Origin of the sequence: Micromonospora sp. NPDC004540 (assembly GCF_040610095.1) — a bacterium.
In the GTDB taxonomy this organism is placed as follows: Bacteria; Actinomycetota; Actinomycetes; order Mycobacteriales; family Micromonosporaceae; genus Micromonospora.
In genome coordinates, this window is the sequence record NZ_JBEXLR010000082.1 from 1 (window position 1) to 23089 (window position 23089).

General features: G+C 73.8%; 22 protein-coding genes and 2 pseudogenes. 11 read left to right on the forward strand and 13 right to left on the reverse strand.

Translation table 11 applies throughout. From position 1 onward, the window contains the following. Together ABZV78_RS23590 and ABZV78_RS23595 are read right to left on the reverse strand one after the other, a co-directional pair. On the reverse strand, positions 1–479 hold a 479-nt coding region (locus tag ABZV78_RS23590), incomplete at its 3' end, for an isochorismatase family protein (protein ID WP_355641799.1). Positions 480–548: 69 nt separating this feature from the next. Continuing rightward, positions 549–1052: a MarR family transcriptional regulator gene (locus ABZV78_RS23595; protein WP_355641801.1), complete on the reverse strand. Its 504-nt coding sequence runs from the start codon at positions 1050–1052 to the stop codon at positions 549–551. A 68-nt stretch (positions 1053–1120) separates the two neighbouring features. On the opposite strand from ABZV78_RS23595, the gene ABZV78_RS23600 reads away from it, so the two are divergent. Continuing rightward, positions 1121–2362 carry an MFS transporter gene (locus ABZV78_RS23600; protein WP_355641802.1) on the forward strand — a complete coding sequence of 414 codons (1242 nt, stop codon included), beginning with the start codon at positions 1121–1123 and terminating at the stop codon, positions 2360–2362. A gap of 10 nt (positions 2363–2372) precedes the next feature. On the opposite strand, the gene ABZV78_RS23605 is transcribed toward ABZV78_RS23600, so the two are convergent. From ABZV78_RS23605 to ABZV78_RS23615, 3 genes and pseudogenes are all read right to left on the reverse strand, one after another. Then, complete coding sequence (locus tag ABZV78_RS23605; protein WP_355641804.1) at positions 2373–2768, reverse strand: cupin domain-containing protein; 396 nt, start codon at positions 2766–2768, stop codon at positions 2373–2375. A gap of 27 nt (positions 2769–2795) precedes the next feature. Further along, positions 2796–3281, reverse strand: coding sequence for a GNAT family N-acetyltransferase (locus ABZV78_RS23610; RefSeq protein WP_355641849.1), 486 nt, complete (start codon positions 3279–3281; stop codon positions 2796–2798). A gap of 324 nt (positions 3282–3605) precedes the next feature. Then, positions 3606–4373 (reverse strand): annotated as a pseudogene (locus ABZV78_RS23615) (transposase); the annotation flags it as partial. Positions 4374–4648: 275 nt separating this feature from the next. On the opposite strand from ABZV78_RS23615, the gene ABZV78_RS23620 reads away from it, so the two are divergent. Then, positions 4649–6196 carry a glycosyltransferase family 39 protein gene (locus ABZV78_RS23620; protein WP_355641806.1) on the forward strand — a complete coding sequence of 516 codons (1548 nt, stop codon included), beginning with the start codon at positions 4649–4651 and terminating at the stop codon, positions 6194–6196. A 54-nt stretch (positions 6197–6250) separates the two neighbouring features. Continuing rightward, positions 6251–7069 (forward strand): TIGR04222 domain-containing membrane protein, encoded by an 819-nt coding sequence (locus ABZV78_RS23625; protein WP_355641808.1) that lies wholly within the window; start codon positions 6251–6253, stop codon positions 7067–7069. A 49-nt stretch (positions 7070–7118) separates the two neighbouring features. Here ABZV78_RS23625 and ABZV78_RS23630 read toward each other — a convergent pair whose 3' ends face one another. After that, positions 7119–8600, reverse strand: coding sequence for a von Willebrand factor type A domain-containing protein (locus ABZV78_RS23630; protein WP_355641810.1), 1482 nt, complete (start codon positions 8598–8600; stop codon positions 7119–7121). Between the two features lie 229 nt (positions 8601–8829). Between ABZV78_RS23630 and ABZV78_RS23635 the strand changes: the two genes are divergently transcribed. The 4 genes and pseudogenes from ABZV78_RS23635 (at position 8830) to ABZV78_RS23650 (ending at position 12568) form a co-directional block, all read left to right on the forward strand. After that, positions 8830–10296 (forward strand): hypothetical protein, encoded by a 1467-nt coding sequence (locus ABZV78_RS23635; protein ID WP_355641812.1) that lies wholly within the window; start codon positions 8830–8832, stop codon positions 10294–10296. Positions 10297–10336: 40 nt separating this feature from the next. Further along, positions 10337–10663 (forward strand): annotated as a pseudogene (locus tag ABZV78_RS23640) (hypothetical protein); the annotation flags it as partial. Between the two features lie 822 nt (positions 10664–11485). Further along, complete coding sequence (locus ABZV78_RS23645; RefSeq protein ID WP_355641814.1) at positions 11486–11959, forward strand: hypothetical protein; 474 nt, start codon at positions 11486–11488, stop codon at positions 11957–11959. 180 nt (positions 11960–12139) lie between these two features. Next, positions 12140–12568, forward strand: coding sequence for a hypothetical protein (locus ABZV78_RS23650; protein WP_355641816.1), 429 nt, complete (start codon positions 12140–12142; stop codon positions 12566–12568). Positions 12569–12651: 83 nt separating this feature from the next. Here ABZV78_RS23650 and ABZV78_RS23655 read toward each other — a convergent pair whose 3' ends face one another. Genes ABZV78_RS23655 through ABZV78_RS23665 form a run of 3 tightly spaced genes read right to left on the reverse strand, consistent with a single transcriptional unit; the run spans position 12652 to position 16062 of the window. Beyond that, a complete protein-coding gene (locus tag ABZV78_RS23655; protein ID WP_355641818.1) occupies positions 12652–14784 on the reverse strand; it encodes an FtsX-like permease family protein in 2133 nt (710 codons plus the stop codon). Next, positions 14781–15539 (reverse strand): ABC transporter ATP-binding protein, encoded by a 759-nt coding sequence (locus tag ABZV78_RS23660; protein ID WP_355641820.1) that lies wholly within the window; start codon positions 15537–15539, stop codon positions 14781–14783. Before ABZV78_RS23660 ends, ABZV78_RS23655 begins: the two co-directional genes overlap by 4 nt. After that, positions 15514–16062, reverse strand: a complete 549-nt coding sequence (locus ABZV78_RS23665) for a PadR family transcriptional regulator (protein WP_355641822.1) — start codon at positions 16060–16062, stop codon at positions 15514–15516. The genes ABZV78_RS23660 and ABZV78_RS23665 overlap by 26 nt, the downstream gene beginning before the upstream one ends. Before the next feature lie 511 nt (positions 16063–16573). Between ABZV78_RS23665 and rox the strand changes: the two genes are divergently transcribed. Beyond that, entirely contained in the window at positions 16574–18001 is a 1428-nt protein-coding gene (rox, locus tag ABZV78_RS23670) for a rifampin monooxygenase (RefSeq protein WP_355641851.1), read from the forward strand. A 135-nt stretch (positions 18002–18136) separates the two neighbouring features. Here rox and ABZV78_RS23675 read toward each other — a convergent pair whose 3' ends face one another. Continuing rightward, the gene (locus tag ABZV78_RS23675; protein ID WP_355641824.1) at positions 18137–19339 is read right to left on the reverse strand and encodes an erythromycin esterase family protein; all 1203 of its coding nucleotides are present in this window, start codon (positions 19337–19339) and stop codon (positions 18137–18139) included. Positions 19340–19397: 58 nt separating this feature from the next. Between ABZV78_RS23675 and ABZV78_RS23680 the strand changes: the two genes are divergently transcribed. Then, the gene (locus ABZV78_RS23680) at positions 19398–20150 is read left to right on the forward strand and encodes a TioE family transcriptional regulator (protein ID WP_355641826.1); all 753 of its coding nucleotides are present in this window, start codon (positions 19398–19400) and stop codon (positions 20148–20150) included. Positions 20151–20160: 10 nt separating this feature from the next. Here the strand turns inward: ABZV78_RS23680 and ABZV78_RS23685 are convergent, their stop codons facing one another. Then, entirely contained in the window at positions 20161–20643 is a 483-nt protein-coding gene (locus tag ABZV78_RS23685; protein WP_355641828.1) for a DUF1992 domain-containing protein, read from the reverse strand. Between the two features lie 160 nt (positions 20644–20803). Here ABZV78_RS23685 and ABZV78_RS23690 point away from each other — a divergent pair, with 160 nt between their 5' ends. Then, on the forward strand, positions 20804–21226 hold the full coding sequence (locus ABZV78_RS23690; protein ID WP_355641830.1) for a DUF1232 domain-containing protein: 423 nt from the start codon (positions 20804–20806) through the stop codon (positions 21224–21226). A 27-nt stretch (positions 21227–21253) separates the two neighbouring features. Here ABZV78_RS23690 and ABZV78_RS23695 read toward each other — a convergent pair whose 3' ends face one another. Further along, positions 21254–21802 (reverse strand): GNAT family N-acetyltransferase, encoded by a 549-nt coding sequence (locus tag ABZV78_RS23695; protein ID WP_355641832.1) that lies wholly within the window; start codon positions 21800–21802, stop codon positions 21254–21256. 101 nt (positions 21803–21903) lie between these two features. On the opposite strand from ABZV78_RS23695, the gene ABZV78_RS23700 reads away from it, so the two are divergent. Next, positions 21904–22554, forward strand: a complete 651-nt coding sequence (locus tag ABZV78_RS23700) for a LysE family translocator (RefSeq protein WP_355641834.1) — start codon at positions 21904–21906, stop codon at positions 22552–22554. Positions 22555–22570: 16 nt separating this feature from the next. Here ABZV78_RS23700 and ABZV78_RS23705 read toward each other — a convergent pair whose 3' ends face one another. Beyond that, the gene (locus tag ABZV78_RS23705; protein WP_355641836.1) at positions 22571–23080 is read right to left on the reverse strand and encodes an NUDIX domain-containing protein; all 510 of its coding nucleotides are present in this window, start codon (positions 23078–23080) and stop codon (positions 22571–22573) included. Positions 23081–23089 lie beyond the last annotated feature (9 nt).

The following is a 23089-nucleotide window of genomic DNA, read 5'->3' on the forward strand; positions in this document are numbered from 1 at the left end:
CTGATCTCCACGCTGCCGCCGCGAACATGCCGGAAGCCCATGTGCCCGGTGCCGTCGCCGTGCAGCGGCCCCGGCCCGCCCAGCGTGTCGCCCCATCCCCGGGTGATCGCGCCGTGCAGCGTCGACCGGATGCACGCGTCGGTCTGCGCGCCGGTCACGACGAGCCGGCCGATGCCCCGCGTGGCGAGGACCGACTCCAGGTCGGTCTCCTCGAACGAGTCGCCCCAGGCCTTGTGCACCAGCGCCTCGGCGTCGCGGCGCACCAGTTCGGGCACGTACTGCCACTGCTCGCTGCCGGTGGGCAGTTCCTCGCTGCGGTGCTGCACCCAGACCACCTCGACCCCGGCCGCGCGGGCGCGGTCGACGAGGGCGGCGATGTTGCCCACCACCCGGTCCCGGTCGTACGCGTGCTGCACCACGCCGTTCTGCACGTCGATGACGAGCAGGGCGGTGTGCGGTCGGTCGACGAGCGTGCTCATGGCGCCTCCCTGGGCGGGCGTTGGCTGGTCGGTCACCAACCTAGTCCCGGCCACCGACATTCCGGCCGGTCAGATCCGGCCGGGCGGCGGCTCGGCCGCCAGGGTGACCCGGCGCAGCAGGTCGGACAGCACCCGTCGCTCGTCCGGGGTCAACGCGCCGAGGACCCGGTGCTCCTCGTCGCCGACCACCCCCATGGCGCGCCGCCACGCGGCCCGGCCGGCCTCGGTGAGTTCCACGTCGATCCGGCGCCGGTCCACCTCGGACGGGATCCGTCGGACGAAGCCCCGGCGGACCAGCGCGTCCACCCGGGCGGTGATCGAGGCGGGTGCCATCCGCAGGTCGGCGGCGAGCTCCGAGGGCGCGGCCCGGCCGCCCCGGCCGGCGAGGGCGTGCAGGGTGCCGTACTCCTTCTCCTGGAGGTCCAGCTCGGCCAGCGCCCGGTCCTTCACCCCGCGCAGGTGCCGGGTGAGCAGCGACATCCGGACGACGGCCCCCTCCACGTCGGGGTCCAGGTCGGGCACCACGGGCAGCCAGCGTTCGATGTGCTGGTCGACGGGGTCGCGGTCGGTCACCCGACCACGGTACGCCGACGGCGAAATATTCGTTGCCGAAATATTCGACATCGAAGTAGCCTCCGGATGTGACCCATCCTCTCCGGCTCCGCGCCTTCCGACTGCTGTTCCTCGGCCGCACCGTCTCGGCGATCGGCGACGCCGTGGTGCCCACCGCGCTGGCCCTCGCCGTGCTCCGGGCCACCGGCTCGACCGCCGCGCTCGCCGTGGTGCTCGGCTGCGCGATGGTGCCGCGGCTGCTGCTGCTCCCCCTCGGCGGCGTGGTCGCCGACCGGTTCGCCGCCCGCCGCGTCGCCCTCGTGACCGACCTGGTGCGCTGCGCCGCCCAATTGGCCGTCGGCGTCGAACTGCTCGGCGGTGCTCCCTCGTTGACCCACCTCGCGGTGGCCTCCGCCGTGGGCGGCGCGGCCTCGGCGTTCGCCAACCCCACCGCGTCGCCGCTGATCGCCGGCACCGTCGACGCCGACGGCCGGCAGCGGGCCAACGCGCTGATGGGCGCCACCGGCAACGCCAGCCGGCTGGCCGGCCCGGCCCTGGCCGGGCTGCTGGTCTGGACCGCCGGACCGGGCTGGGCGTTCGTGCTCGACGCCGCCTCGTTCGCGGTCAGCGCCGCGCTGCTGGCCGTCATCCGGGTGCGGCACGTGCCCGTCCCGCACCGGTCGCTCCGGGCCGACCTGGTGTTCGGCTGGCGCGAGGTCCGCGCCCGCGACTGGTACTGGAGCAGCCTGCTCGCCCACGGCGTCTGGAACGGCGCCGCCGCAGTGCTGCTCACCCTCGGCCCGGTGGTCGCCGTGGACCGCCTCGGCGGCGAGGGCGTGTGGGTGCTGCTCCAGCAGGCCGGCGCGGTCGGCCTGCTGGCCGGGTCGCTGCTCGCCGTCCGGGCCCGCCCCCGCCGACCGGTACTGCTGGGCAACCTGGTCCTCGCGGCGTACGCGGCGCCGCTGCTGCTGCTCGCCGCCGCCGCGCCCGCACCGGTGACCGTCGCCGCCTACTGCCTCGCGCTGACCGCCCTCGGCTTCCTCAACCCCGTCTGGGAGACCGTGGTGCAGGGCCAGTTCCCGCCCGAGGTGCTCGCCCGGGTCACCTCGTACGACTGGCTCATGTCGCTGGGCGCCATGCCGCTCGGCTACGCGCTCGCCCCGCTCGCCGCCGACGCCTGGGGCGCCCCGGTTCCCCTCGCGGTGGCCGGGGTGCTGGTCCTGCTCGCCTGCGCCGGGACGGCCGCCGTTCCCGACGTACGCCGGTTGGGCTGGCCGACCCCGACGCCGGCCCCGCCGGCCGTGGCGGAGCCGGCGCCGGCGGGGCGTTGAGGCGATCCGGTCAGAGCCGGTGCCCGGTGGTGGCGTCCACGTGCTCGGGCACCTCGTCGTGCCGCTCCCCGACGCTGGAGGTGCCGGACGGCTCGAACATCAGGATCGACGCGCCGTCCGGCGCGGACGGCCGGTGCTCCACCCCGCGCGGCACCACGAACACCGCGCCGCGTGGCAGCACCACCTCGCGTTCCGCGCCGTCCGCGCCGTCGCGCAGGGCGATGCGCAGCTCGCCGTCGAGCACCAGGAAGAACTCGTCGGTGTGGTCGTGGGCGTGCCAGACGTGCTCGCCGGCCACCTTGGCGATCCGGACGTCGTAGTCGTTGACGGTGGTGACGATGCGCGGACTCCACAGCTGGTCGAAGCGCGCCAGGGCGGCCGCCAGCTTGATCGGCTCAGGGCTCATCTGGCCATCCTCGCGCAACCGCGCCGCTCACAGGGGACGGTGCATGACGTGCAGCCCCACCCGCCCGAGGGTGGGGTGCGCGAACGACTCCGGCACGGTGCCGATCACCGTGAAGCCGAGCCGCCGGTACAGCTCCACGGCCGCCGTGTTGGTCTCCACCACCGCGTTGAACTGCATCGCGGCGAAGCCCTGCCGCCGAGCCCAGTCCAGGGCGTGCTCGCACAGGGCCCGGCCGACGCCGCGGCCCCTCGCGGCGGCCGACACCATGAAGCTGGCGGTGGCCACGTGCGCGCCCGGACCCGGGCGGTTCGCGCCCATCTTGGCGGTGCCGAGCACCGTCCCGCCCTCCTCGGCGACCACGGTGCGGCCCGGCGGTCGCTCCACCCACACCTCGTGGGCCACCTCGGCCGGCCACTTCGGGTCGTAGGGGAAGGTCTCCTGGGCGACGATGACGTCCTCGACGATCGGCCAGACCTGGGCCCAGTCGGTCTCGGTGTAGTCCCGGATGCGCATCCCGCGCACGCTAGTGCAGTGTCCACGAACGTTCACCGGGTGTCCGGTGGTTGTTGTGGATCCTCGCCGTGGGCGAGCGACTCCCCACGGGGGTGGGGCGGGCCTCCGCAGGCCAACTGGACCTCGCGCCGCTGGTGGGCGGCGGGGGTCACGTCGGGACTGGCCGGCACCGGGGAGGTGCCGTCCGGCTCGACGGTGCGTGACCACCCCGGGCACCACGACGGGAGCGGCTGTGGGGGTGGTGGGTCCGCCGCCCGGGGTGTGGGTGGCGATGGTGGCGGCCGCGACGAGGTCGCGGTGCCCGGAGAAATGGCAGAGCGGGCAGGACAAGGTCCGGCCGCGGGGTTTCGGTACCCGCCGCCGACAGGTGGGGCAGGTGGAGGACGTGCCGCGTTCGTCGACCAGCCGGACGTTGATGCCGGCCAGGACGGCCTTGTCGGTGAGGACCTGCAGGAGCCGGCCGATCTGCCACTGCCGCAGCCGCAGGTTGTGCCGCCGCCCGGCATCGATCGCGAGCACGCCACGCGGGTCCCCAACGTGCAGCACCCCGACCTGCTGCTCCACGGCCCAGGTCACGACCTGGCGGGCGGCTTCGTGTTGGGCCTGACGCACCCGTCGTCGATGCCGGCCCTCCACCACTCGCGAACGACGGCGGTAGTGGCGCCACCGCCGCGAACCCCGCTGCCCCGGCTTGGGGGCGCGTTCGGCGACCGCGCGGCGTCGGGCTTTTGTATCGGCCAGGTGCATCCGGTGCTCCGCGCGGATCGCCCGGCCGGACACCAGCAAACCCGCACCGTCCGGGCCGGCCACCGCATACGGGTGAATGATCCCCAGATCCACCCCGGCCACCCGGGCCGGATCCGGCCCTACACCCGCTGGGTAGGTCACGACCGGGACCTCAGCGGTCACGTCCAGGAACAGCCGCCCACCCTCGCACAGCAGGGTGACCGACCGTACCTGCTCGACCGGGTACGGCACCTCCCGCGCCAGGCGCACCCACAACGCCGGTACGCCCCTCGCCACTGGGATCCGCACCCGACGCTCATCGAAGGATGAAGGTGCCGTGATACCAGCGCACCGGCACCAGCCCACGCCGCCGCCGCGGAAACCGCGTCTTCAGATCACCGTCGCGGCGGCACTTTGCCGCCGCGAACCAGGCATCCGAGAACCGACGCAACACCGACCGGGCACCAGCGGAGTCCAACTCACCGAACGTGCCCGGCCCCGAGACCGCACCACCGCCATTCCGGCGAACGTTCTGGACACCGCACTAGCCGCGCGTTCGCCGGCCGGTACCGATTTCCGCCCGCACCCACCCCGGCATCCCGGGGCAGCGCGCGGTGGCGCGGCCGGACCATCATGAGCAGGTGGCCGAACCCGTCACCGACCTCGACCGCCCCGACGCCGGGGCGCCCGCCGCGCCGACGCCCCCGCCACCCGGGCCGCGCGCCGCCGCGCCCTGGCTGGTCGGCGGGGCCGTCACCGCCGTGCTGCTGCTGCTCGCCGGCCGCTACGGCTACCACCGCGACGAGCTCTACTTCCTGCTCTGCGGCCGGCACCTCGACTGGGGCTACGTCGACCAGGGCCCGCTCGTGCCCGCCCTGGCCCGACTGGCCGACACCGTCGCGCCCGGCAACCTGGTGCTGCTGCGCACCCCGTCCGCGCTGATCGGCGGCGCGTCGGTGGTGCTGGTCGCGGCGCTCGCCCGGGAGTTCGGCGCGGGTCGCGCCGCCCAGGTGGCCGCCGCCGTGCTCGCCGCCGCGGCCGGGGTGGTGCTCGCGCCCGGTCACCTGCTCAGCACCACCACGGTCGACCTGCTGGTCTGGCTCGTTGCCGCATGGTGCGCGGTGCGGATGCTGCGCACCGGCGACACCCGCTGGGCGCTCGGCCTCGGCCTGGCGCTCGGCCTGGGCATGCTCAACAAGCTGCTGCCCGCGCTGCTCGGCGTCGGCCTGCTGGTCGGGGTGCTGATCGCCGGGCCGCGCCGGCTGCTGCGCGACCGGTGGGTGCTGGCCGGCGCCGGCATCGCCGTCCTGCTCGCCGTGCCCTACCTGGCCTGGCAGGCCGCGCACGGCTTCCCCCAGCTCTCGGTCGCCTCCTCGATCGCCGACGGCGACAGCTCCTACAGCGGCCGGCTGGACGCCGTCGTGCTGCAACTGCTCATCATCAGCCCGTTCGCCACCCCGGTCTGGATCGCCGGGCTCGTGGCGCTGCTGCGCCGGCCCACCTGGGCGGCGTACCGGGCGATCGGCTGGGCCTGGCTCGCAGGCTTCGCAATCGTCCTGCTCGCCGGCGGCAAGGGCTACTACGACGCCCCGCTGCTGCTGGTGCTCACCGCGGCCGGCGCGGTGGTCACCGCCGACTGGGCCCGGCGCGGCGCGGCCCGGGCCCGGCAGGCGCTGCTGGCCACCGCCGCCGCGCTGATGGTCGTCAGCAGCGCGGTCCTGCTGCTGCCCACCCTGCCGGCCGACCGGCTGCCCGGCTTCGTGGTCGAGGTCAACTACGACGCGGGCGAGACCATCGGCTGGCCCGCGTTCGCCGACTCGGTCGCCGCCGTGCACCGGGGCCTACCCCCTGAGGAGCGCGCCCGGGCGGTCGTGCTCACCGGCAACTACGGCGAGGCCGGGGCGCTGGCCCGCTACGGCCCGGCGCGGGACCTGCCCCGGGCCTACTCGGGGCACAACAGCATGGCCCGGTTCGGCCGCCCGGCCGACGACGCCGACGTGGTGATCGCCGTCGGCTGGGAGCGCCCCGACCGGCTGCGCGCCTGGTTCACCGAGGTGACCGAGGCCGGCCGGGTCGACCAGCGGGTCGACGTCGACAACGACGAGAACGGCGAGCCGATCTTCGTCTGCCGTGGCCTGCGCCGCCCGTGGTCGCAGATCTGGGACAGTGAGGTGAGCCACGCCTCCTGAGCGGCGGGCACGCGGGCGCCGGTCGACGCGGGCGGCCGGGCCATACTTGTCGCCATGCTCTGGGGTGTCAGCGGACCGCTCTTCCTCCTCGACTACCTGGGGGCGGTCGCCGTGGCCCTCGCCGTCGCGCTGGCGGCGCGCGAGCTGACCGGCCGGCGGGCCCGGGGCACCGCCCCGGACGCGGTCGAGCTGGCCTACCTCACCGACCGGGCCCTGCTGGCCTGCCAGGTGGGCATGGCCGCGCTGCACCGGGCCGGCGTGGTGCGCCGCGGCGAGCTGGCCACCCTCTCCGTGGACGGCCCGCCGCCGCCCCGGTCGCCCGCGCTGGTCCGCGCCCTGCACGCCGCGCTGGGCCGGCCGCAGACCTGGGCCGCCGTGCTCGCCGACCCCGGCGTCGGCCGCGCGCTGCGCCGGCTGGTCGGCCGGCTCGTCCGGGACGGCTGGCTGCTCACCCCGGCGCAGCGGCGCCGCATCGCGCTGGGCACCCTGCCGCTGTTCGCGGTCGCCGCGGTCGGGGTGACCCGGCTGGTGGAGAGCGCGGTCGAGGGGCGCGACGCGGGCGGACCGGCCTCCGTGGTGGGCCTGCTGCTGTGCTGCCTGGCCACCGCCCTCGGCGGCTGGTGGCTGTGCGAGGTGCCGGAGACCGGCGCGGCCGCCCGCCGTTTGCTGCGCCGGCAGCGCCGGGCGCACGCCGAGCTGGACCCGCAGCGGCGGCCCACCTGGCGCGAGCGCGGCACCGACCAGCTGCTCACCGCGATGGCGCTGTTCGGGCCGCGCCCGCTGCTCGCCGTCGACCCGGGCTTCGCCGTGCAGGTCGGTGTCGACCCGGAGCGCGGCCGCCCGACCCCGGAGCCCAAACCCGCCCGCCGCTGACCCGACGGCCGGCCGGAGCCTCCCCTGCCCGGCACCGGCCGGCCCCGGTTCAGCGCAGCTCGTCGGCGGAGCGGATCACCCGGGCCAGGTCCCGCACCTCGGCGTCCTCGGTGGCGGCGGCCGCCCCGTCCGCGATGGCGGCCAGGTCGGTCAGCCGGACCTCCCCGTCGGACCCGTCCGCCCGCAGCGTCTGGGCGAACCAGGCGGCCGCGTAGCAGGCCCGCAACCGCGGCGACGCCGTGGCGAAGTCCCGGTCCACGTCGGCGACGGTCACCGACCCGTACGTCTCGGCCGGCGTGCGCTCGGCCGGATCGGTCCAGCGCACCTGCACCTGGGCGATCCGGTCCGACGGGGACGCGCCCTCGGCGAGCCGGACCGCGTACAGCGCCGTGACGCTGTGGCCGGGGCCCACCTCGCCGCCGTCGACCCGGTCGTCGCGGAAGTCCTCGTCGGCCACCGCCCGGTTGTCGTAGCCGACCAGCCGGTAGGAACGCACCGCCTGCGGCGCGAAGCTCACCTGCACCTTCGCGTCCAGCGCCCGCACGCTCAGCGTCGCCGGCAACTGCCGCACGAACACTTCGCGGGCCTGCTCCCGTTCGCTGACGTAGACCGCGAAGCCGTCGCCCCGGTCGGCCAGCTGCTCCATCAGCTCGTCGCCGTAGTCGCTGCCGACGCCCACGCCGAGCAGGGCGATCTGCTTCTCCGCCTCGGCGCGTACCCGGCGCAGGATCGGCTCCGCCTCGGTGCTGCCGGTGTTCGCGAGCCCGTCGGAGAGAACGATCACCCGGTTCGTCCGGCCGGCGCGGAAGCCGTCGCGGGCCACCCGGTAGCCGAGCACCAGGCCGGCCTCCAGGTTGGTGCTGGCCCTGGTGTGCAGGCTGTCGATCGCCACGTGCAGCTTTCGGGCGTCGGCCACCGGCGTCATCTCCCGGACCACCCGGGCCTCGTTGCTGAACTCGACCACGGCGATGGAGTCGGTGGGGCGCAGCTGGTCCACCAGCGTGTGCAGGGCGTCGCGCACCAGGTCGAGGCGGCCGGGCTCGCCCATCGACCCGGAGACGTCGATGACGAAGGTGAGCGCCGCGTCCGGGCGGCGCTCCTCGTCCTCGGCGCGGGTCTGCAGGCCGACCCGCAGGAGCCGTTCGTCGCCGCCGGCCTCGTGGGTCTTCGGCAGGCGGGCGCCGTCGACGTGCACGGCGAAGCCGTCACCGGCGGGCTGCGGGTAGTCCTGGCGGAAGGAGTTCACGAACTCCTCCGGCCGTACCGTGCCCTGTTCGGGCAGCCGGCCGTCCATGATGAGCCGCCGGGCGTAGCCGTAGGAGGCGGTGTCGACGTCGAGGGCGAAGGTGGAGAGCGGGTCGTCGGAGGCCCGGGTCTCGTCGCCGGACCAGGGGGTGCCGCCGTCCGGGCGGACCGGCCCGTGGGGGGCCGCGTCGGTGCGCCGCGCACCGCCGTCGCTGCCGCACCCGCTGACCGCCACGGCGGTGGCCAACGCCACCAGCAACAGCGCCGACCGTCTGATCTGGACCATGGTTTCCTCCGAGGGGCTGGCGACGGGTCATGGTCATTGACGCAGACCGGCGGCGCGGCGGATCCCGCCGTGGCCGAGCCGATACCCAAGCGCGACCGTCGTGACCGATCCGTGCGCGGGCCGTGACCTTGGAGCGGGCCGGCGGGCCGCCCTCGGCGGGCGGCGGCGCGGTCGATGGGGCAGAGTGGGCCCACGGCCGGCGGCGGCCGTGACGAGCAGGAGGTGAGCCGTGGAGGGCCCGACCGGGGTGGTGTTCCCCGCGACCGGCGACGGCCGGCGCAGCACGACCGTCCTGGGGCGGGCGGTGGTCGCCGACGCCCTGCGCGCGGTGGACCCGGTCGGCGCCCGGTCGGCCGAGCACGAGACCGACTGGCGGCACGGCTACCTCGGCCATTTCCGCCGGCTCGTCGAGGCCGGCCTGCTCTCCCGGGAGGCCGCGCTCACCGTCGCTCGGGACGGGCTCGCCGCCCTGCACACCCGGATGCGCTACATCCCGGCAGACGGCGCCGAGGTCGCGCTGGACCAGGCGTGCGCGCTGCCCGACCGGGAGCCGCCGCTGGAGACCGCCACGGTCACCGGCGCCGGCCCGGTGGAGCGCGAGCTGTCCCTACCGTATCGGGGCCAGCGCCTGCGCGGCGACGACCTGCGCCGGCGCCTCGACGCCTGGGTGGACGCGGGCGTCGTCGAGCCGAGCTGCGCGGAGGCGGTCCGCGCGGTGCAGGCCAACCCGGACTGGTTGGACCTGCGCGACCAGCGGATCGTGGTGCTCGGCGCGGGCGCCGAGATGGGCCCGCTGCCGTCCGTGCTGCGCTGGGGCGGTGCCGTGGTCGCGGTCGACCTGCCCCGCCCGGAGATCTGGCGCCGCCTGCTGCGCATCGCCCACCGGTACGGCGGCCGGCTGGACCTGCCGGTGCGGCCCGGCACCGGCGACGACGACGCCGCCCTCGCCGCCGGGGCCGGCGCCGACCTGCTGCACCGCCTGCCGCAGGCCGCCCGCTGGCTGCGCGGCCTGGACGGCCGGCTCGTCCTGGGCAACTACGTGTACGCCGACGGCGCCACCAACGTCCGGGTCGCCACCGCGGTCGACGCGCTCACCGTCCACCTGGGGCGGCACCGCCCGGACACCGCGCTGGCCTTCCTGGCCACCCCCACCGACGTGTACGCCGTGCCCGCCGAGGCCGTCGCCCACGCCGAACGCGGGTACGCCGCCCGCGGCCTGGGGCGCCGGTCGCTGCGGCTGCTCTCCGGCGGCCGGCTGCTGCACCGCAACTACCCGCCCGGCGCCGACCCGGGTATCAACGACAGCCTGGTGCCGCAGCAGGGACCGAACTATGCGCTGGCCAAGCGGCTGCAACGCTGGCGGGCGGCGGTGGCCCGGGACGCCGGCGCCACCGTGTCGTTCACCGTGGCCCCGCCCACCCGGACCCGTTCGGTGCTGCGCAACCGTGCCCTCGCGGCCGCGTACGCCGGGGCGCACCGGTTCGGCATCGAGGTGTTCGAGCCGGCGACCAGCAACACCCTGATGGCCGCGCTGCTCGTGCACGACCTCCGCACCGGCGGCGGGCCGGCGCAGGAGCACCCGTGGCGGGACGAGGCGTACGCGGCGGCGCACGGCGGCCTGTGGCGGGTGCCGTACGCCCCGCGCAGCGCGCTGGGCCTTGCCGTGCTGCTGGGACTGGGTGGCGCGCGGGCCTGACCACAGGTTTCCTTCTCTCCGGCGCCGGGAAGGCATCGGCATGGCCGAGACCTTCGCAGATCAGGACCTGACGACCCTGCGGTCCATCGCGCGCGGGGCCGGAATAACGGACACCGAGCGCATGCCGCACGACGAACTGGTCGAGATGTTGCGCCGCGCGGGGCTGGCCGAACCGGACGCCCGGCCGGTCGACACCAGCCTGGCCGATCCGGGTGACCCCGGCGTGCCCGGCGTTTACCACGCGCAGGGCGTGGGTCGGCGGGAGTCCGCCGGCGGCGCGGGCGCGGAGACCGCCGGTTGGCCGGACCAGCCCACCCAGGACCCGGCCGGGCTGTCCGGGCTGCCCCGCAGCAGCCTGACCCTGGGCGACGAGAGCACCGGCGGGCGTGCCGCCGAGGAGGCGATCGGCGCCCGACCCGGCGAGACCCAGTTCGACGACCGTGCCGAGGACACCCGGGGCGTACGGGGTGAGATCCGGGATCCGGCCGGGCTGTCCGGGCTGCCCCGCAGCAGCCTGACCCTGGGCGACGAGAGCACCGGCGGCCGCGCCGCCGAGGAGGCGATCGGCGCCCGACCCGGGGAGTCCGACACCGAGATCGACGACCGCACCGAGCGCTAGACCGACCGACTCCGCGAGCCACCCCGACCCGGGGTGGCTCGCGGAGCGTTACTGATTTCTGTCCCGTTTCGCCGCTCAACGCATGCCTGCGCCGTTTGCGAAGAACATGCCTGTTGCTCCGTATATCCGAATAGTGAAGGATCGGTTCCTCCGCTCGCCCCAGGATCGGGACATACACCCGCAAGCTCCCCCATAGCCTCATCCGGTGGCTTCCGGCGGCCACCGCGAACCCCGCCCGTGGCGCGTCTCGCCACGGTGGAACCAGAACCGCTTCAATGAGGACGTGAACCCGTGCGACACGAACGTTCAAATAGCCGTAAACAGTTAAATATGTCCCATACTTGATTCACATTGGTGGGCGCATCCGGACCGGGTCCGCCCAGGCCAAGACGACGTCACCACGGGCCGGCCGCCTGCGGCGACGCGAAGGCGGTGATTGGGGTGATCACCGCGGCCGGCACGGGTCTCGCCCTCCTACGGGCCCGTGCCGGCCACCCCATCCGGGCGGCGCAACGGCCGCCCGGAAACTCTCGAACGCCTGACCCCTCGCAGGTCAGAAGCGGAGCACAGATGGCGATGTTGCACCCGCCGACCCCGGCGGAACAGGAACTGTGGAACGCGGTGGTGGCCGGGGTGCGGGCGGCCGACGTGTCGGACCTGGCGGGCGTCGACGCCGCGGTCGACCGGCTGTCGCGACTGCCCCACCCCTGGGCGTACCACGTCCTCGGCGACACCGTCGGACTGCTGATCGAGGAACTCGACCCGCACGGCCAGGACGTCTGGCCGCTGCTGGCGGCGCAACTCGACGACGAGGACCTGTCCGCGGCCCGGCGGCGTCGGACGTCGCCGCACCAGAGCGGCCGGCGGCCGGTGGAGGCCGGCGAGCCGGACGCCTTGCGGCGGCGGCTGCTGCTCGTCGCCCGGCTCGCCGACGCCACCCAGGTCGGGGTCGGCGCGTTCCTGGACGTCGCGCTGGCGGATAACGACGCCCGGGCCCGCCGGGCGCCGACCCACTCCCTCCCGCACTGCCGCCTCGGCCAGTGAGGCGGCCCTGCCACACAGGGTTCAGTCGGTGGCGACCACGACGGCCGCGCCGCCGGTCAGCTTCACCAACTCCGTGAACGCCGTACGGAAACCGGTGTCCGGCATACCGGCGCCCGCCGGGCTTCACTCCCTGAAACCATGCCAAGACCGGACTTCACGAGGACGAGACAACACTCTGACGTGGGGAAGACGGCCAGCTATGTCAGCCTGTTCGACGGGACGGCCGAGTCGTACGCGAACTGGGGTTATGTCGGCGGCCGCGGGTTCGCCCTGCGCGACGACGGGTCGATGGTGACGACCAACTCGCCCGCCGGCGGCGGGCTCGGCATGCTCTGGTACCGGGCCGCCCAGTTCGGCGACTTCTCCCTGCGCCTGCAGTTCCGCGACGAGCGGGGCGGGGAGGCGGAGGCGCGGTCGAACAGGCCCGGGCACCAGCGGCCGGCAGTATGCGCAGGGCTACATCGGCCTGCAGAATCACGACGGCGCCTCGATCATCGCCTTCCGCAACATACGGGCGCGGCACCTCGGCTGATCCCTGTCCGGTGCCAGCTACGTGGTTGCGGTGATCCGCCAGGCGATCCCGCGCGGTGGATCACCACGCTCCCGTGACGGGCCCGGCCGGGTGCGGTCCGGCTCAGGATCAGGACTGAGGTGTCGAGGCCCGCGCTCGTGCTCCACGAGGAGCTCAGGAGCTACTCGAAGCGGACGGCGTCGTGGCGGGTGGTGAGGTTGAGCAGGGGCAGGGCGAGCGTCGAGAAGAGCAACGCGGCGACGACGCCCCCTCCGATGAAGGCGTACATCTCCGGCCCCGGCCAGCGCCAGCCCACACCGCCCTGCCGGGCGGACGCGTACGCGAGCAGCATGCCGACACCGACGCCGGCGACCGACACGACCGTCATGGTCACCGCCGTCTCGAGCAGCACCGTTCGGCGCAGCTCGCTGAGGTACACACCGGACGCGCGCAGCAACGCGAACGGTCGTCGGCGCTCGATGACACCACCGACCATCGACGCCGCCAGTCCGAATGCCCCCACAAGCAGCACGAACAGCGCGGCGACCGCGCCCAGCCGGTCGGTGTCCTGGAAGAAGGTCTCCAGGTTGTAGTCGATGGGGTCACGGTTGCTGTTGATGATCGCGTTCGGCACGAGATTCGCCGCCTGGGTCCGGACCCGGTTCTCCGCGGCCAGTGATCCATCGGTAGGGACGAAGATGAGGTCGATGACGGTGGAGTCGTAAACCGGCTCGGCGAACGCGGAGTCCGGAGTCCATGGGCAGGTGACGTGGAGAACGCGCGCGAGATCGGCGCACCGTACGAGGCCGCTGTCGTAACCCTGCCGGACCTCCACCGCGCCGCCGGACAGCATCGGCTCGACCGTCTCGGCCGACACGCCGCCCGTCATGACCGAGACCACGCCGGGGCGCAGCGACGCGCTCCATGGCCCGTCCTGGTTGCCTGAGGTGTTCGGACCGGCGGTGATCGCGACCGTGCAGCCGAGGTAGGCCAGCCCGAGGGCGGCCAGCCCTACGGCGGCGACCGAGTAGAACGTGGTCTGCGGGTTCTCGGCGATGCGGCGCGCGGCCAGCAGGCCGGGTGCCGACCGGGCCAGTCGGGCGACACCCCGGCCGACCACGGCGACGAGCCATGGCCCGACGAGGACGAAGCCCACCAACGCCGACAGCGTCAGCAGCGCCACGAGCGTCCCGAGCAGCGATCGGGAACTGTCGTCGGCGGGGATCGCCAGCCGGTCCCGGAAGGGCAGGAGGGCGAACTGGCCACCGACTCCCAGGACCAGCAGCCACACCATCCACGGCGACGGGCGGGGTCGCCGTGACCGTCGCTGCACCGCGAGCGGACGCGCGTGGACGGTGCGCAGCGACGCGACGGCCGTGAGCATCACCAGTGCCGGCGCGCCCAGCAGGGTCCCGGCCAGCCACGACGGCGGCACGGCCATGTCCTGGAGCCAGAAGTGCCCGTACTGGAAGGTCACGGTCGCGGCCAGGATTCGCCGGCCCACCTCGTAGAGCACCCAGCCCAGGGCGGCGCCCCCGACGGCCGCGACCCCGACCTCGGCCGCGGCCACCACCGAGACCTGTGACTGGGTGGCGCCCACGAGCCGGATCGCGGCGAGCCGCTGCTCCCGCTGTCGCCAGGCGACCCGGGTCACCACGACGATGAGGATCACGACCGGGACCAGGACGAGCGTCGACCCCGCGAACACGAAGGCCGCCAGGATGGCGAATATCGCCCATCCGGTCGGGCGCACCTGGGCGAACCCGTGAACCTCGGCGACGGAGCGGACGCCCTCCAGTTGCTGTGGGGTGCGGCCGATGACGGCGACGAGGTCGTTGTCGTGGGCCAGCCCGTCGGGTCCGATGGTCATCGTGACCCGACCCGGGAACCGGGCGTCGAGCTCGTCGTCCGGAGTGGACTCCAGCAGCCGGACCAGCGCCGGCGATGCGGCGACCTCGCCGGGCCCGGGCACGCGGGAAAGACCCGGCGGCAGGGGCGGGTCGGTCCCGAGCGCCGCCAGATAGGCCCGGGTCATCGGCCGACCGTCGTAGTAGTCGCTGACCGCGAGGAACAGCGCCCCGTCAGCCGACTCCGCGACCGGGTCGTCGTCGGTCTCCGGGCTGAGCGCCGAATAGGCCGCATCCTGCCAGGCCATGCGCTCGAACCGGCCGGACAGAGCGTGCGGTGCGATCAGGCTGAGCAGCAGCAGCGCAACTCCGAGGCCGACCCCGACCGCCATGAACACCAGCCGGACAAGACCCTCCCGGCCGCCGCCGAGGGCCAGCCGCAACCCGAGGCGCAGCGTACGGCTCACCACGACATCCGGTCGGCCGGCAGGTCTGTGTCCCACGCGGTGACCCGCAGCGAGTCGCCACCGCTGGGGAGGTTGGGCTCGACGCCGCTCACCCGCACCGATTCGACGCCGTCGCGCATCAGGACCGTGCGGTCGGCAAAGCCGGCCACGCGCGGCTCGTGGGTGACCACGAGCACGGTGGTCCCCTGCTCCTTCGCCGTGTCGACGAGCAGTTCCATCACCTGGTCGGCGCCGACCGAGTCGAGCGAGCCCGTCGGTTCGTCGGCGAAGACGACCCTCGGCCGCGCGACCAGAGCCCTCGCCAGGGCGACCCGCTGGCCCTGCCCGCCGGAGAGCTCGCCGGGCAGGCGGTCCCCCAGTCCGGAGAGGCCCATCCGGGTCAGCCACGACTGCGCCTCGGAGACGCACGTACGCCGCGGTTGCCCGGCGAGCAGTAGCGGGAGCGCAATGTTGTCCACGGCCGGCAGCTCCGGCACCAACTGCCCGAACTGGTACACCAGGCCGAATGCGCTGCGCCGCAACTCCACCCGGCGTCGATCCGGTAGCGGGTCGATCCGCTCGCCGGCGAAGTAGACCTCGCCCGCGTCGGGGGTGAGGACGCCGGCGAGACAGTGCAGCAGGGTCGACTTGCCGCAGCCGCTCGGCCCCATCACTGCGACGATCTCGCCCTCATCCACTGCGATGCTGGCGCCGCGCAGCGCCGGAGTGAGCCCGTACGACTTGTGCAGCTCACGACCGACCAGGACCGGGGACATCGCGCACCTCCTCGGCCAGCGTCGACAGGCGCGATTCGGTGTGGTCGAGCCAGCGCAGATCCGCCTCGATGTGGAACAACTGGTAGTCGAAGAGCAGAGCATCCTGCGTGGACGTCGCCTGACGCCGGGCCGCGGTCAGCGCCTTCATCGCGGCGAGGTGCTTCGCCCGTTGCGCATCCAGATGCTCGGCTGCCGGACGGCCGGACATCAGGGCCAGCACGACCTTGGTGAACAGCACGGACTGAAGCTGGGGCTGCGGCTCCTCCGGCTCGGCCAGCCAGGCGTCCAGCTCGGTCACGCCCTCGGGCGTGATGGAGTATCGCTTGCGGTCGGGCCCGGCACCGGCCTCAACCCCCATGACTGCCACCCGGCCGTCGCGCTCGAGCTGGGCGAGCGTGCGGTAGACCTGGCCGAACCGGATCGGCTTGGCGACCGCGAACCTCCGGTCGTACGAGTGCTTGAGGTCGTAGCCGTGCCGGCTCTCCCTTTCGAGCAGCCCGAGCAACGCGTAGGAGATGGTCACGTCCGTGACTATACCCACCGGGTATACCCGGTGGCAATACAGCGGCGAGAAGTCAGTCAGAACCTGGCGCGCCGCCCTGCAGACTGCAAAGCCCTACCGGCACGCCAGGGAACACCAAAAGTGTCATTATGATGTAACGCCGTTCCGTCCTCTTTGTCCGGATAGATTGCCGGATTGCGATAACCGTTAATCCGATAATCGGGCGAGAAACGACTGGACGGGCGGATGCTCCGGCTTGTAGCTTGCAGTCGAACGTGACACCGCCCGAGGAGGTGAGACCCATGAACGCTGTATCGATGTGGGTGCTCCCCCTTCCCGTCACGGTCTGGCGATTGACGTAGGTGTCGCCGGGAGCGCCTTGCCACCAAGGCACTCCCGAAAGGCAACACCTATGCACTCTCTGCAGTTCGCCGCCGAGCCGTCGTCGAACGACGCCGTCGAACGCGACTCCCCCGCGGGCGACGTCCCCGGACTCCCCTCACCGGCCTCCGGCGCCGATCGTGCGTCCCGCATGTTCGACGTGATCATTGCCGGGTGCGGGCCGACCGGTGCCATGCTGGCCGCCGAACTGCGGCTGCACGATGTGCGGGTACTCGTCCTGGAGAAGGACACCGAGCCCGTGTCGTTCGTCCGCATAGTCGGTCTGCACATTCGCAGTATCGAGCTGATGGCAATGCGCGGGCTGTTGGAGCGCATTCTCGAACGCGGAAGACAGCGTCCGGCCGGCGGCTTCTTCGCCGCCATCAACAAGCCCGCACCCGAGGGCCTGGATTCCGCGCACGCCTATCTGCTGGGCATCCCGCAGCCGGTCATCGTTCACCTGCTCGAAGAACGTGCGATCGAACTGGGTGCGCAGGTCCGGCGCGGTTGTGCGGTCGCCGGGTTCGAGCAGGACGACGACGGTGTGACCGTCGAGCTGGCCGACGGGGAACAGCTACGTTCGCGCTACCTCGTCGGCTGTGACGGCGGGCGCAGCACGGTGCGCAAGCTGCTCGGCGTCGGCTTCCCCGGCGAGCCCTCGCGGAGCGAGACGCTGATGGGCGAGATGGAAGTGGGTGTGCCGCAGGAGGAGGTCGCCGCCAAGGTGACTGAAATCTGCGAGACCGATAAGCGATTCAGCCTCCGGCCCTTCGGCGGAGGGGTCTATCGCGTCGTGGTTCCCGCCGCCGCGGGAGTCGGCGATCGTGCGGAACCGCCCACCCTCGAGGATTTCCAGCAACAGTTGCGCGCCATCGCCGGAACCGATTTCGGCGTGCACTCGCCGCGCTGGTTGTCCCGCTTCGGGGATGCCACACGGCTGGCCGAACGTTATCGGGTCGAGCGGGTGCTGCTGGCCGGCGATGCGGCGCACATCCATCCACCCATCGGCGGACAGGGCCTCAACCTGGGCGTCCAGGACGCAGTCAACCTCGGCTGGAAACTGGCCGCACAGATTCGCGGCCGGGCACCGGAAACACTGCTGGACACCTACCAGGCCGAACGTCATCCGGTCGCCGAGGACGTGCTGGACAACACCCGCGCCCAGATGGAACTGCTGTCGACCGAACCGGGCCCGCAGGCCGTGCGCAGGCTGCTCACCGAACTGATGGACTTCGACGAGGTGAACCGCCATCTGATCGAGAAGATCACCGCGATCGGCATCCGCTACGACTTCGGCGAAGGCCCCGACCTGCTCGGCCGCCGCCTGCGCGACATCGACGTGAAACAGGGCCACCTCTACGGTCTGCTGCACCGCGGCCGCGGCCTGCTGCTGGACCGCACCGAACGCCTGAGCGTCGGCGGCTGGTCGGACCGGGTCGATTACCTCGCGGATCCCACTGCGGCACTGGATGCTCCGTGCGTCCTGCTACGCCCCGACGGCCACGTCGCCTGGATCGGCGACGATCAGCAGGACCTGGACGACCACCTCTCCCGCTGGTTCGGCCAGCCCGCCAACTGAGTTGGCCTGAGCAACCGAGACAGCGAGCAGATCTGCGGCGCTGTCGACCGGGAGTTGGGAGTGGTCGGCGTTCTCGTCGGGCCTCCACCGCCCGCTGGCATGGCCCTTTCGCCATGCCAGCGGGCGGTGGCCGGACTAGCTCGGCCGGGCGTCCTTGACGAACACGATCCCGTCGGTGCTGGCCACGTGGGCGGGGTCCAGCGGGGCGTAGCCGAACCAGGGGGACACGCGGGGGGCAGAGACCACGGTGCCGAGGTCAGCGGCCAGTCGGCGGGCGTCGGCGACGAAACGGTCGTCCGGGAGCGCGTACAGCAGCCCTTCGACGGTGTCCGGAGGCGGGGTGTCCACTCCCTGGTGGCGGATCGTGCCGAGGGCCGTGGCCAGGAAGGCGTACGCCTCGCCCAGCTGGACGCTCACGAGCGCGCCGGCGCTCCACCATTCGACCGGTAGGGCGCCCATCCGCATGGTGCTCCGGTTCCGCTGCAGATGGCTGTTGTGGGCGTGCACCAGCGTCGGGCCCCGTTCGGCGAGGGCGAGCAGGTTGGCGGCCATCATGGAATCCCGCAGGCCCACCAGCCGCGCCAGCCGGCCCGGCGACGTGTCGGCCATCCAGTAGTGGTAGCGCAGCAGCCCGACGGCGGTACGACCGTGCAGGCGCGCCCGGTCCCACTCCTCCCCGGACGACGCCGCCATCAGGTGTGGCGCCTGCGCGTCGAGCAGGGCCACCAGGTCGTCGGCGAACAGCCGCAGTTCATTGGCTTCGGGCGTCCGCCCCACCGACTGCGACGGGTCCATCATGGCGGCGGGATTGGGCCACCGGTCGTCGGCGCCGAGCAGGCGGTCGAGCGTCTCCGCGGTGCAGGGCAGCAGGTCGGCGTCCACCCGGGCCGCGAGATAGCCGTGGAGTGCGGTGAGGGCCTGCCGGGGGCTCGCCGCGCCGGTGATCTCCAGCGGTCCGTCGAAACCGGCGAAACGCAGCCACTCGGACGCGGGCCGGCCCTCGTTGTACGCGCGCATCCAGCGCACCAGCTCGCGGTTGCCCGGGAAGACGCCCCACTCGTGGCTGAAGCCGCGCGCCATGGCCTCGTCGAGGGTGCCGGTGCCGGACGTGACGTAGTCGTCCACGACCTCGCCCATCAGGCAGTCGCTCTCGATGGCGATCGTCCGGTAGCCCTCCCGCTCGACGAGTTGCCGGAAGAGGTCGTTGCGTACGTCGAGCAGAACCTCCTCGCCGTGGGTGGGCTCGCCCAGGGCGAGCAGCCGCGGCCTGGCCGGGAGCAGCCCCATGACGACAGCAGCGTCGAGGGGATGGACGGTGGGTGTGATGCCAGCAGTCATGCCATAAACGCTATCGTTGAACCGTCGGTTGAAACTTCTCCGCGAAATGGGCAGGACGGTGCGGCAAAACCCTCAAGACGATGGTCGGCTGAGGCCGGTCGACCTGGCACGCCGGCACGGTCTGTCCACCCAGGCGGTCCGGAACTACGAGGCGGCCGGCATCCTGCCGGACGCCGAGCGCACCCCCCACGGCTACCGCACCTACACGCCGCTGCACGCGAAGGCGCTGCGGGCGTTCCTGGCCCTCGTGCCCGGACACGGACACCAGACGGCCACGTCGATCATGCAGGCGGTCAACCGGAACGCGATCGGAGACGCCCTCCGGCTCGTCGACGAGAGTCACGCCCAGCTTCTCGACGACCGCCGCACCCTCCAGGCCGTCGAGGCCGCGCTCCGCGACCTCGAGCCCGTGCCGCAGGAACGCGGCGAGATGTTCGTCGGCACCCTGGCGAGAAGGCTCGGCATCCGGCCGGCCACGCTGCGCAAGTGGGAGCGCGCCGGCGTGGTCCAGCCGCGCCGCGACCCGCGGACGGGCTACCGGGTCTTCAGCGCGGCCGACGTACGCGACACCCTGCTGGCCCACCAACTCAGGCGGGGCGGGCACCTGCTGGAGCAGATCGCCCCGCTGATCGCCCAGGTCCGCTCCGCCGGAGGCGTCGCACCGCTCGAGTCGACGCTGCGAGCGTGGCACGCCCGCCTCTCGGCCCGCGGTCGCGCCATGCTCGCCGGCGCCGCCGCGCTGGACGCCTACCTCGACTGCCGGACGGCTCCACCCGACGGCGCCGAACGGCCCGGGGACGGGCCGGCCTGAGCGGCCGCCGTCAGCGGCGTCGCCAGGGCCACCACCGGCGGCGGGGCGGCGCCGGGGCGGGGACGTGCTCCGGGCCGACCGCTCGGGTCACCCGCTCGGCCGCGGCCCGCTCGCGGGCGGCCCGCCAGTCGCGGACCACGTCGTCGGCGTTGACCGGCCGGACCACCACGCGCGGCCCGGTGGGCGTGCGCAGCCAGGCCACCACCTCGGTGTTGAGGGCGGCCACGTACGCCCGCACCGACTCCTCGGTGGGCAGGTCGCGCACCTCGTCCGGGAGCTTCTCGATGCGGCGGCGCAGTTGCAGCGGGGTCGGCAGGAGCAGGTCGCCGGGGAGCTCTTCGCGCTCCAGGAAGCTCCGGATCCACCAGCCCTCGTCGTAGGGCAGGTCCCGACCCGGGATCGGCTTGCCGGCGCCCGGCAGGTTGTCGAACTCGCCGCGCTCCTGCGCCGAGCGGATCTGCGCCTCGACTGCGGCCTCCCAGCCTGTCGTCACCGCCGTCACCTCCCCTGTTCACCGTATCCGCCGGTCACCGACCTGGTTCAGCGCCCGCCGGCTCCGGGCTGTTCCCGCCCGGCGGGCGGCGGCGGCGCGGCGTACATTCCTGGTGGGCCGGCGGGCGGCCCGTACCCGAGGGCGGGAAGGGATCACCGGCGTGCGCGACTGGCTCATCGGCCTCGGGATCGCGGTGGCCTGCCTGCTGGCCAGCTGGGCGCTGCTGGTGCTGCTGGCCCGGCGGCTGCCGCCGGGGATCCTGCGCGACCTGGCCGCCTTCATCCCGGACTGCCTGACCACCGTGCGCCGGCTGCGCCGCGACCCCCGGGTGCCGCGCCGGGCCAAGGTCGCGATCGTGTTCGCCGGGCTCTGGCTGGCCAGCCCGATCGACCTGATCCCGGAGTTCCTGCCGGTCATCGGCCCGCTGGACGACATCGTGGTGGTGGCGCTGGCGCTGCGCTACGCCGGCCGGCAGGTGCCCCGCCAGGTGCTGCTCGACGCCTGGCCGGGCGAGCCGCGGCTGCTGCTGCGCCTGCTCGGCCCGGCGCCGACGACCGCAGAGGCCGAGGGTCCCGCGCGCTGAGCACCCCGCTGACCCCCGCAGCCGGGTTCAGGACAGCAGGCGGACGTGCCGGTGGCCGTCGCGCGGGAACGGCGGCCGGGCCGGCAGCACCTCAGCGAAGGCGTACCCGCTCTTCTCCGCCACCCGGCAGGAGGCCGGGTTGTCCACCTGGTGCAGCAGTTCCAGGCGGTTCAGGCCACCCGCGGCGAACCGGGCGAACGCCCACTCGGTGACCGCCGCCACGGCGCGCGGCGCGACCCCGCGGCCCCGGGCCGGCGCGGCCGTCCAGTAGCCCACCTCGGCGGCCGGCCGCCCGGGGGTCACCTCCTTGAGCACCACGTTGGCCACCAGCCGCTCCCCCTCGGCCGTGGGCTCCAGCACCGCGAAGCTGAACCGGCGGTCGGCCGCCCAGCCCTGCCGGCTGCGACGCAGGAACGCGCGTGCCTCGGCCCGGGTGGTCACCGGGAGCCGGGTCCAGGAGCGCAGCACCGGGTCCCGGTACGCGGCCAGCAGCGCGTCGGCGTCGTCGTCGCGCCAGGGTCGCAGCAGCAGGCCGGGGGCGGAGGGGGTGGCGGCGGCGCGGAGCACGATCGACATCCCGGTAGTGTCGCCTGTCACGCCCCCGCGCGGCGAGCCCGTCCTCCCGTCGTCGTACCGCGGGCGTAGGGTCCGGGCAGGACGGACGGCGGGGAGGTCGCGTGGTCACGGTCGGCGCGCTGGTGGGGATCGCCCTGGTGGCGTTGGGTCTGGTGCTCACGCCCGGCCCGAACATGGTCTACCTGGTGTCCCGGTCGGTCACCCAGGGGCGGCGGGCCGGGCTGGTGTCGCTGCTCGGCGTGGCCGTCGGCTTCCTGGTCTATCTGACCGCCGCGGTGGCCGGCATCGCCACGGTCTTCGTGCTGGTCCCGCCGCTGTACACGGCCGTGAAGCTGGCCGGCGCGGCGTATTTGCTCTGGCTTGCCTGGCGGACCCTGCGCCCGGGTGGGCGGTCGGCGTTCACCCCGGCGCCGCTGCCGCCGGACCGCCCGCGGCGGCTGTTCACCATGGGCCTGGTCACCAACCTGCTGAACCCGAAGATCGCCATCCTCTACGTGTCGCTGCTGCCGCAGTTCGTCGACCCGGCGCGCGGCCACGTGGCGGTGCAGAGCCTGCTGCTGGGGCTGACCCAGATCGGCATCGCGCTGACCGTGAACGGGTTGATCGTGCTCACCGCCGGCACGGTGTCGGCGTTCCTCACCCGGCGGCCCGCCTGGGCGCGGGCTCAGCGCTACGTGATGGGGACCGTGCTGGCCGGGCTCGCGCTCCGGATCGCCGCGGACCGCTCGCGCGCCGCCGTCGCCACCCCCTGACCGGCCCGCCGGCGCGTCAGAGGTTGTCGGGCCGGCTGAGCGCCGGGTGGCGTTCGCCCGGTGCGGCGTACCAGGGGTGCGGGTCCTCGCGCAGCGCGGTGGCGATCCGCAGGTGCGACCAGTCGTCCAGCTCGGGCAGCTCGTCGGGGGCGAACCAGCCCACCTCGAGGGATTCGTCGCCGTCGGCGGTGGCGGTGCCGCCGACGGGCCGGCAGCGGAACCAGACGTTGAGGAACTCGCAGGCGTCCCCGTTGGGATAGACGACCGGATGGGTGGCCAACCCGCCGATCCGCTCGATCTCCACGTCGATGCCGGTCTCCTCGCGGACCTCCCGGACCAGCGCCTCGGCGGGTTGCTCCCCCGGGTCGACGGTGCCGGCCGGCACCGACCAGCGGCCGTTGTCGCCGCGGCGGGCCAGCAGCACCCGCCCGGCCTCGTCGGTGACCACGGCGCTGACCCCGTAGAGCATCAGCAGGTCGGATCCGATGTGCTGGCGCAGCCGCGCGATGTAGGGCGAGACGGGCATGGCGGCACC

What these genes read in the sequence shown, in the direction of transcription:
- ABZV78_RS23605 (WP_355641804.1), bottom strand. Translation starts at nt 2,768, where the DNA reads ATGAGCCCTGAGCCGATCAAGCTGGCGGCCGCCCTGGCGCGCTTCGAC.
- ABZV78_RS23610 (WP_355641849.1), bottom strand. Translation starts at nt 3,281, where the DNA reads ATGCGCATCCGGGACTACACCGAGACCGACTGGGCCCAGGTCTGGCCG.
- ABZV78_RS23625 (WP_355641808.1), top strand. Translation starts at nt 6,251, where the DNA reads ATGCTCTGGGGTGTCAGCGGACCGCTCTTCCTCCTCGACTACCTGGGG.
- ABZV78_RS23630 (WP_355641810.1), bottom strand. Translation starts at nt 8,600, where the DNA reads ATGGTCCAGATCAGACGGTCGGCGCTGTTGCTGGTGGCGTTGGCCACC.
- ABZV78_RS23645 (WP_355641814.1), top strand. Translation starts at nt 11,486, where the DNA reads ATGGCGATGTTGCACCCGCCGACCCCGGCGGAACAGGAACTGTGGAAC.
- ABZV78_RS23660 (WP_355641820.1), bottom strand. Translation starts at nt 15,539, where the DNA reads ATGTCCCCGGTCCTGGTCGGTCGTGAGCTGCACAAGTCGTACGGGCTC.
- rox (WP_355641851.1), top strand. Translation starts at nt 16,574, where the DNA reads ATGTTCGACGTGATCATTGCCGGGTGCGGGCCGACCGGTGCCATGCTG.
- ABZV78_RS23675 (WP_355641824.1), bottom strand. Translation starts at nt 19,339, where the DNA reads ATGACTGCTGGCATCACACCCACCGTCCATCCCCTCGACGCTGCTGTC.
- ABZV78_RS23695 (WP_355641832.1), bottom strand. Translation starts at nt 21,802, where the DNA reads ATGTCGATCGTGCTCCGCGCCGCCGCCACCCCCTCCGCCCCCGGCCTG.
- ABZV78_RS23705 (WP_355641836.1), bottom strand. Translation starts at nt 23,080, where the DNA reads ATGCCCGTCTCGCCCTACATCGCGCGGCTGCGCCAGCACATCGGATCC.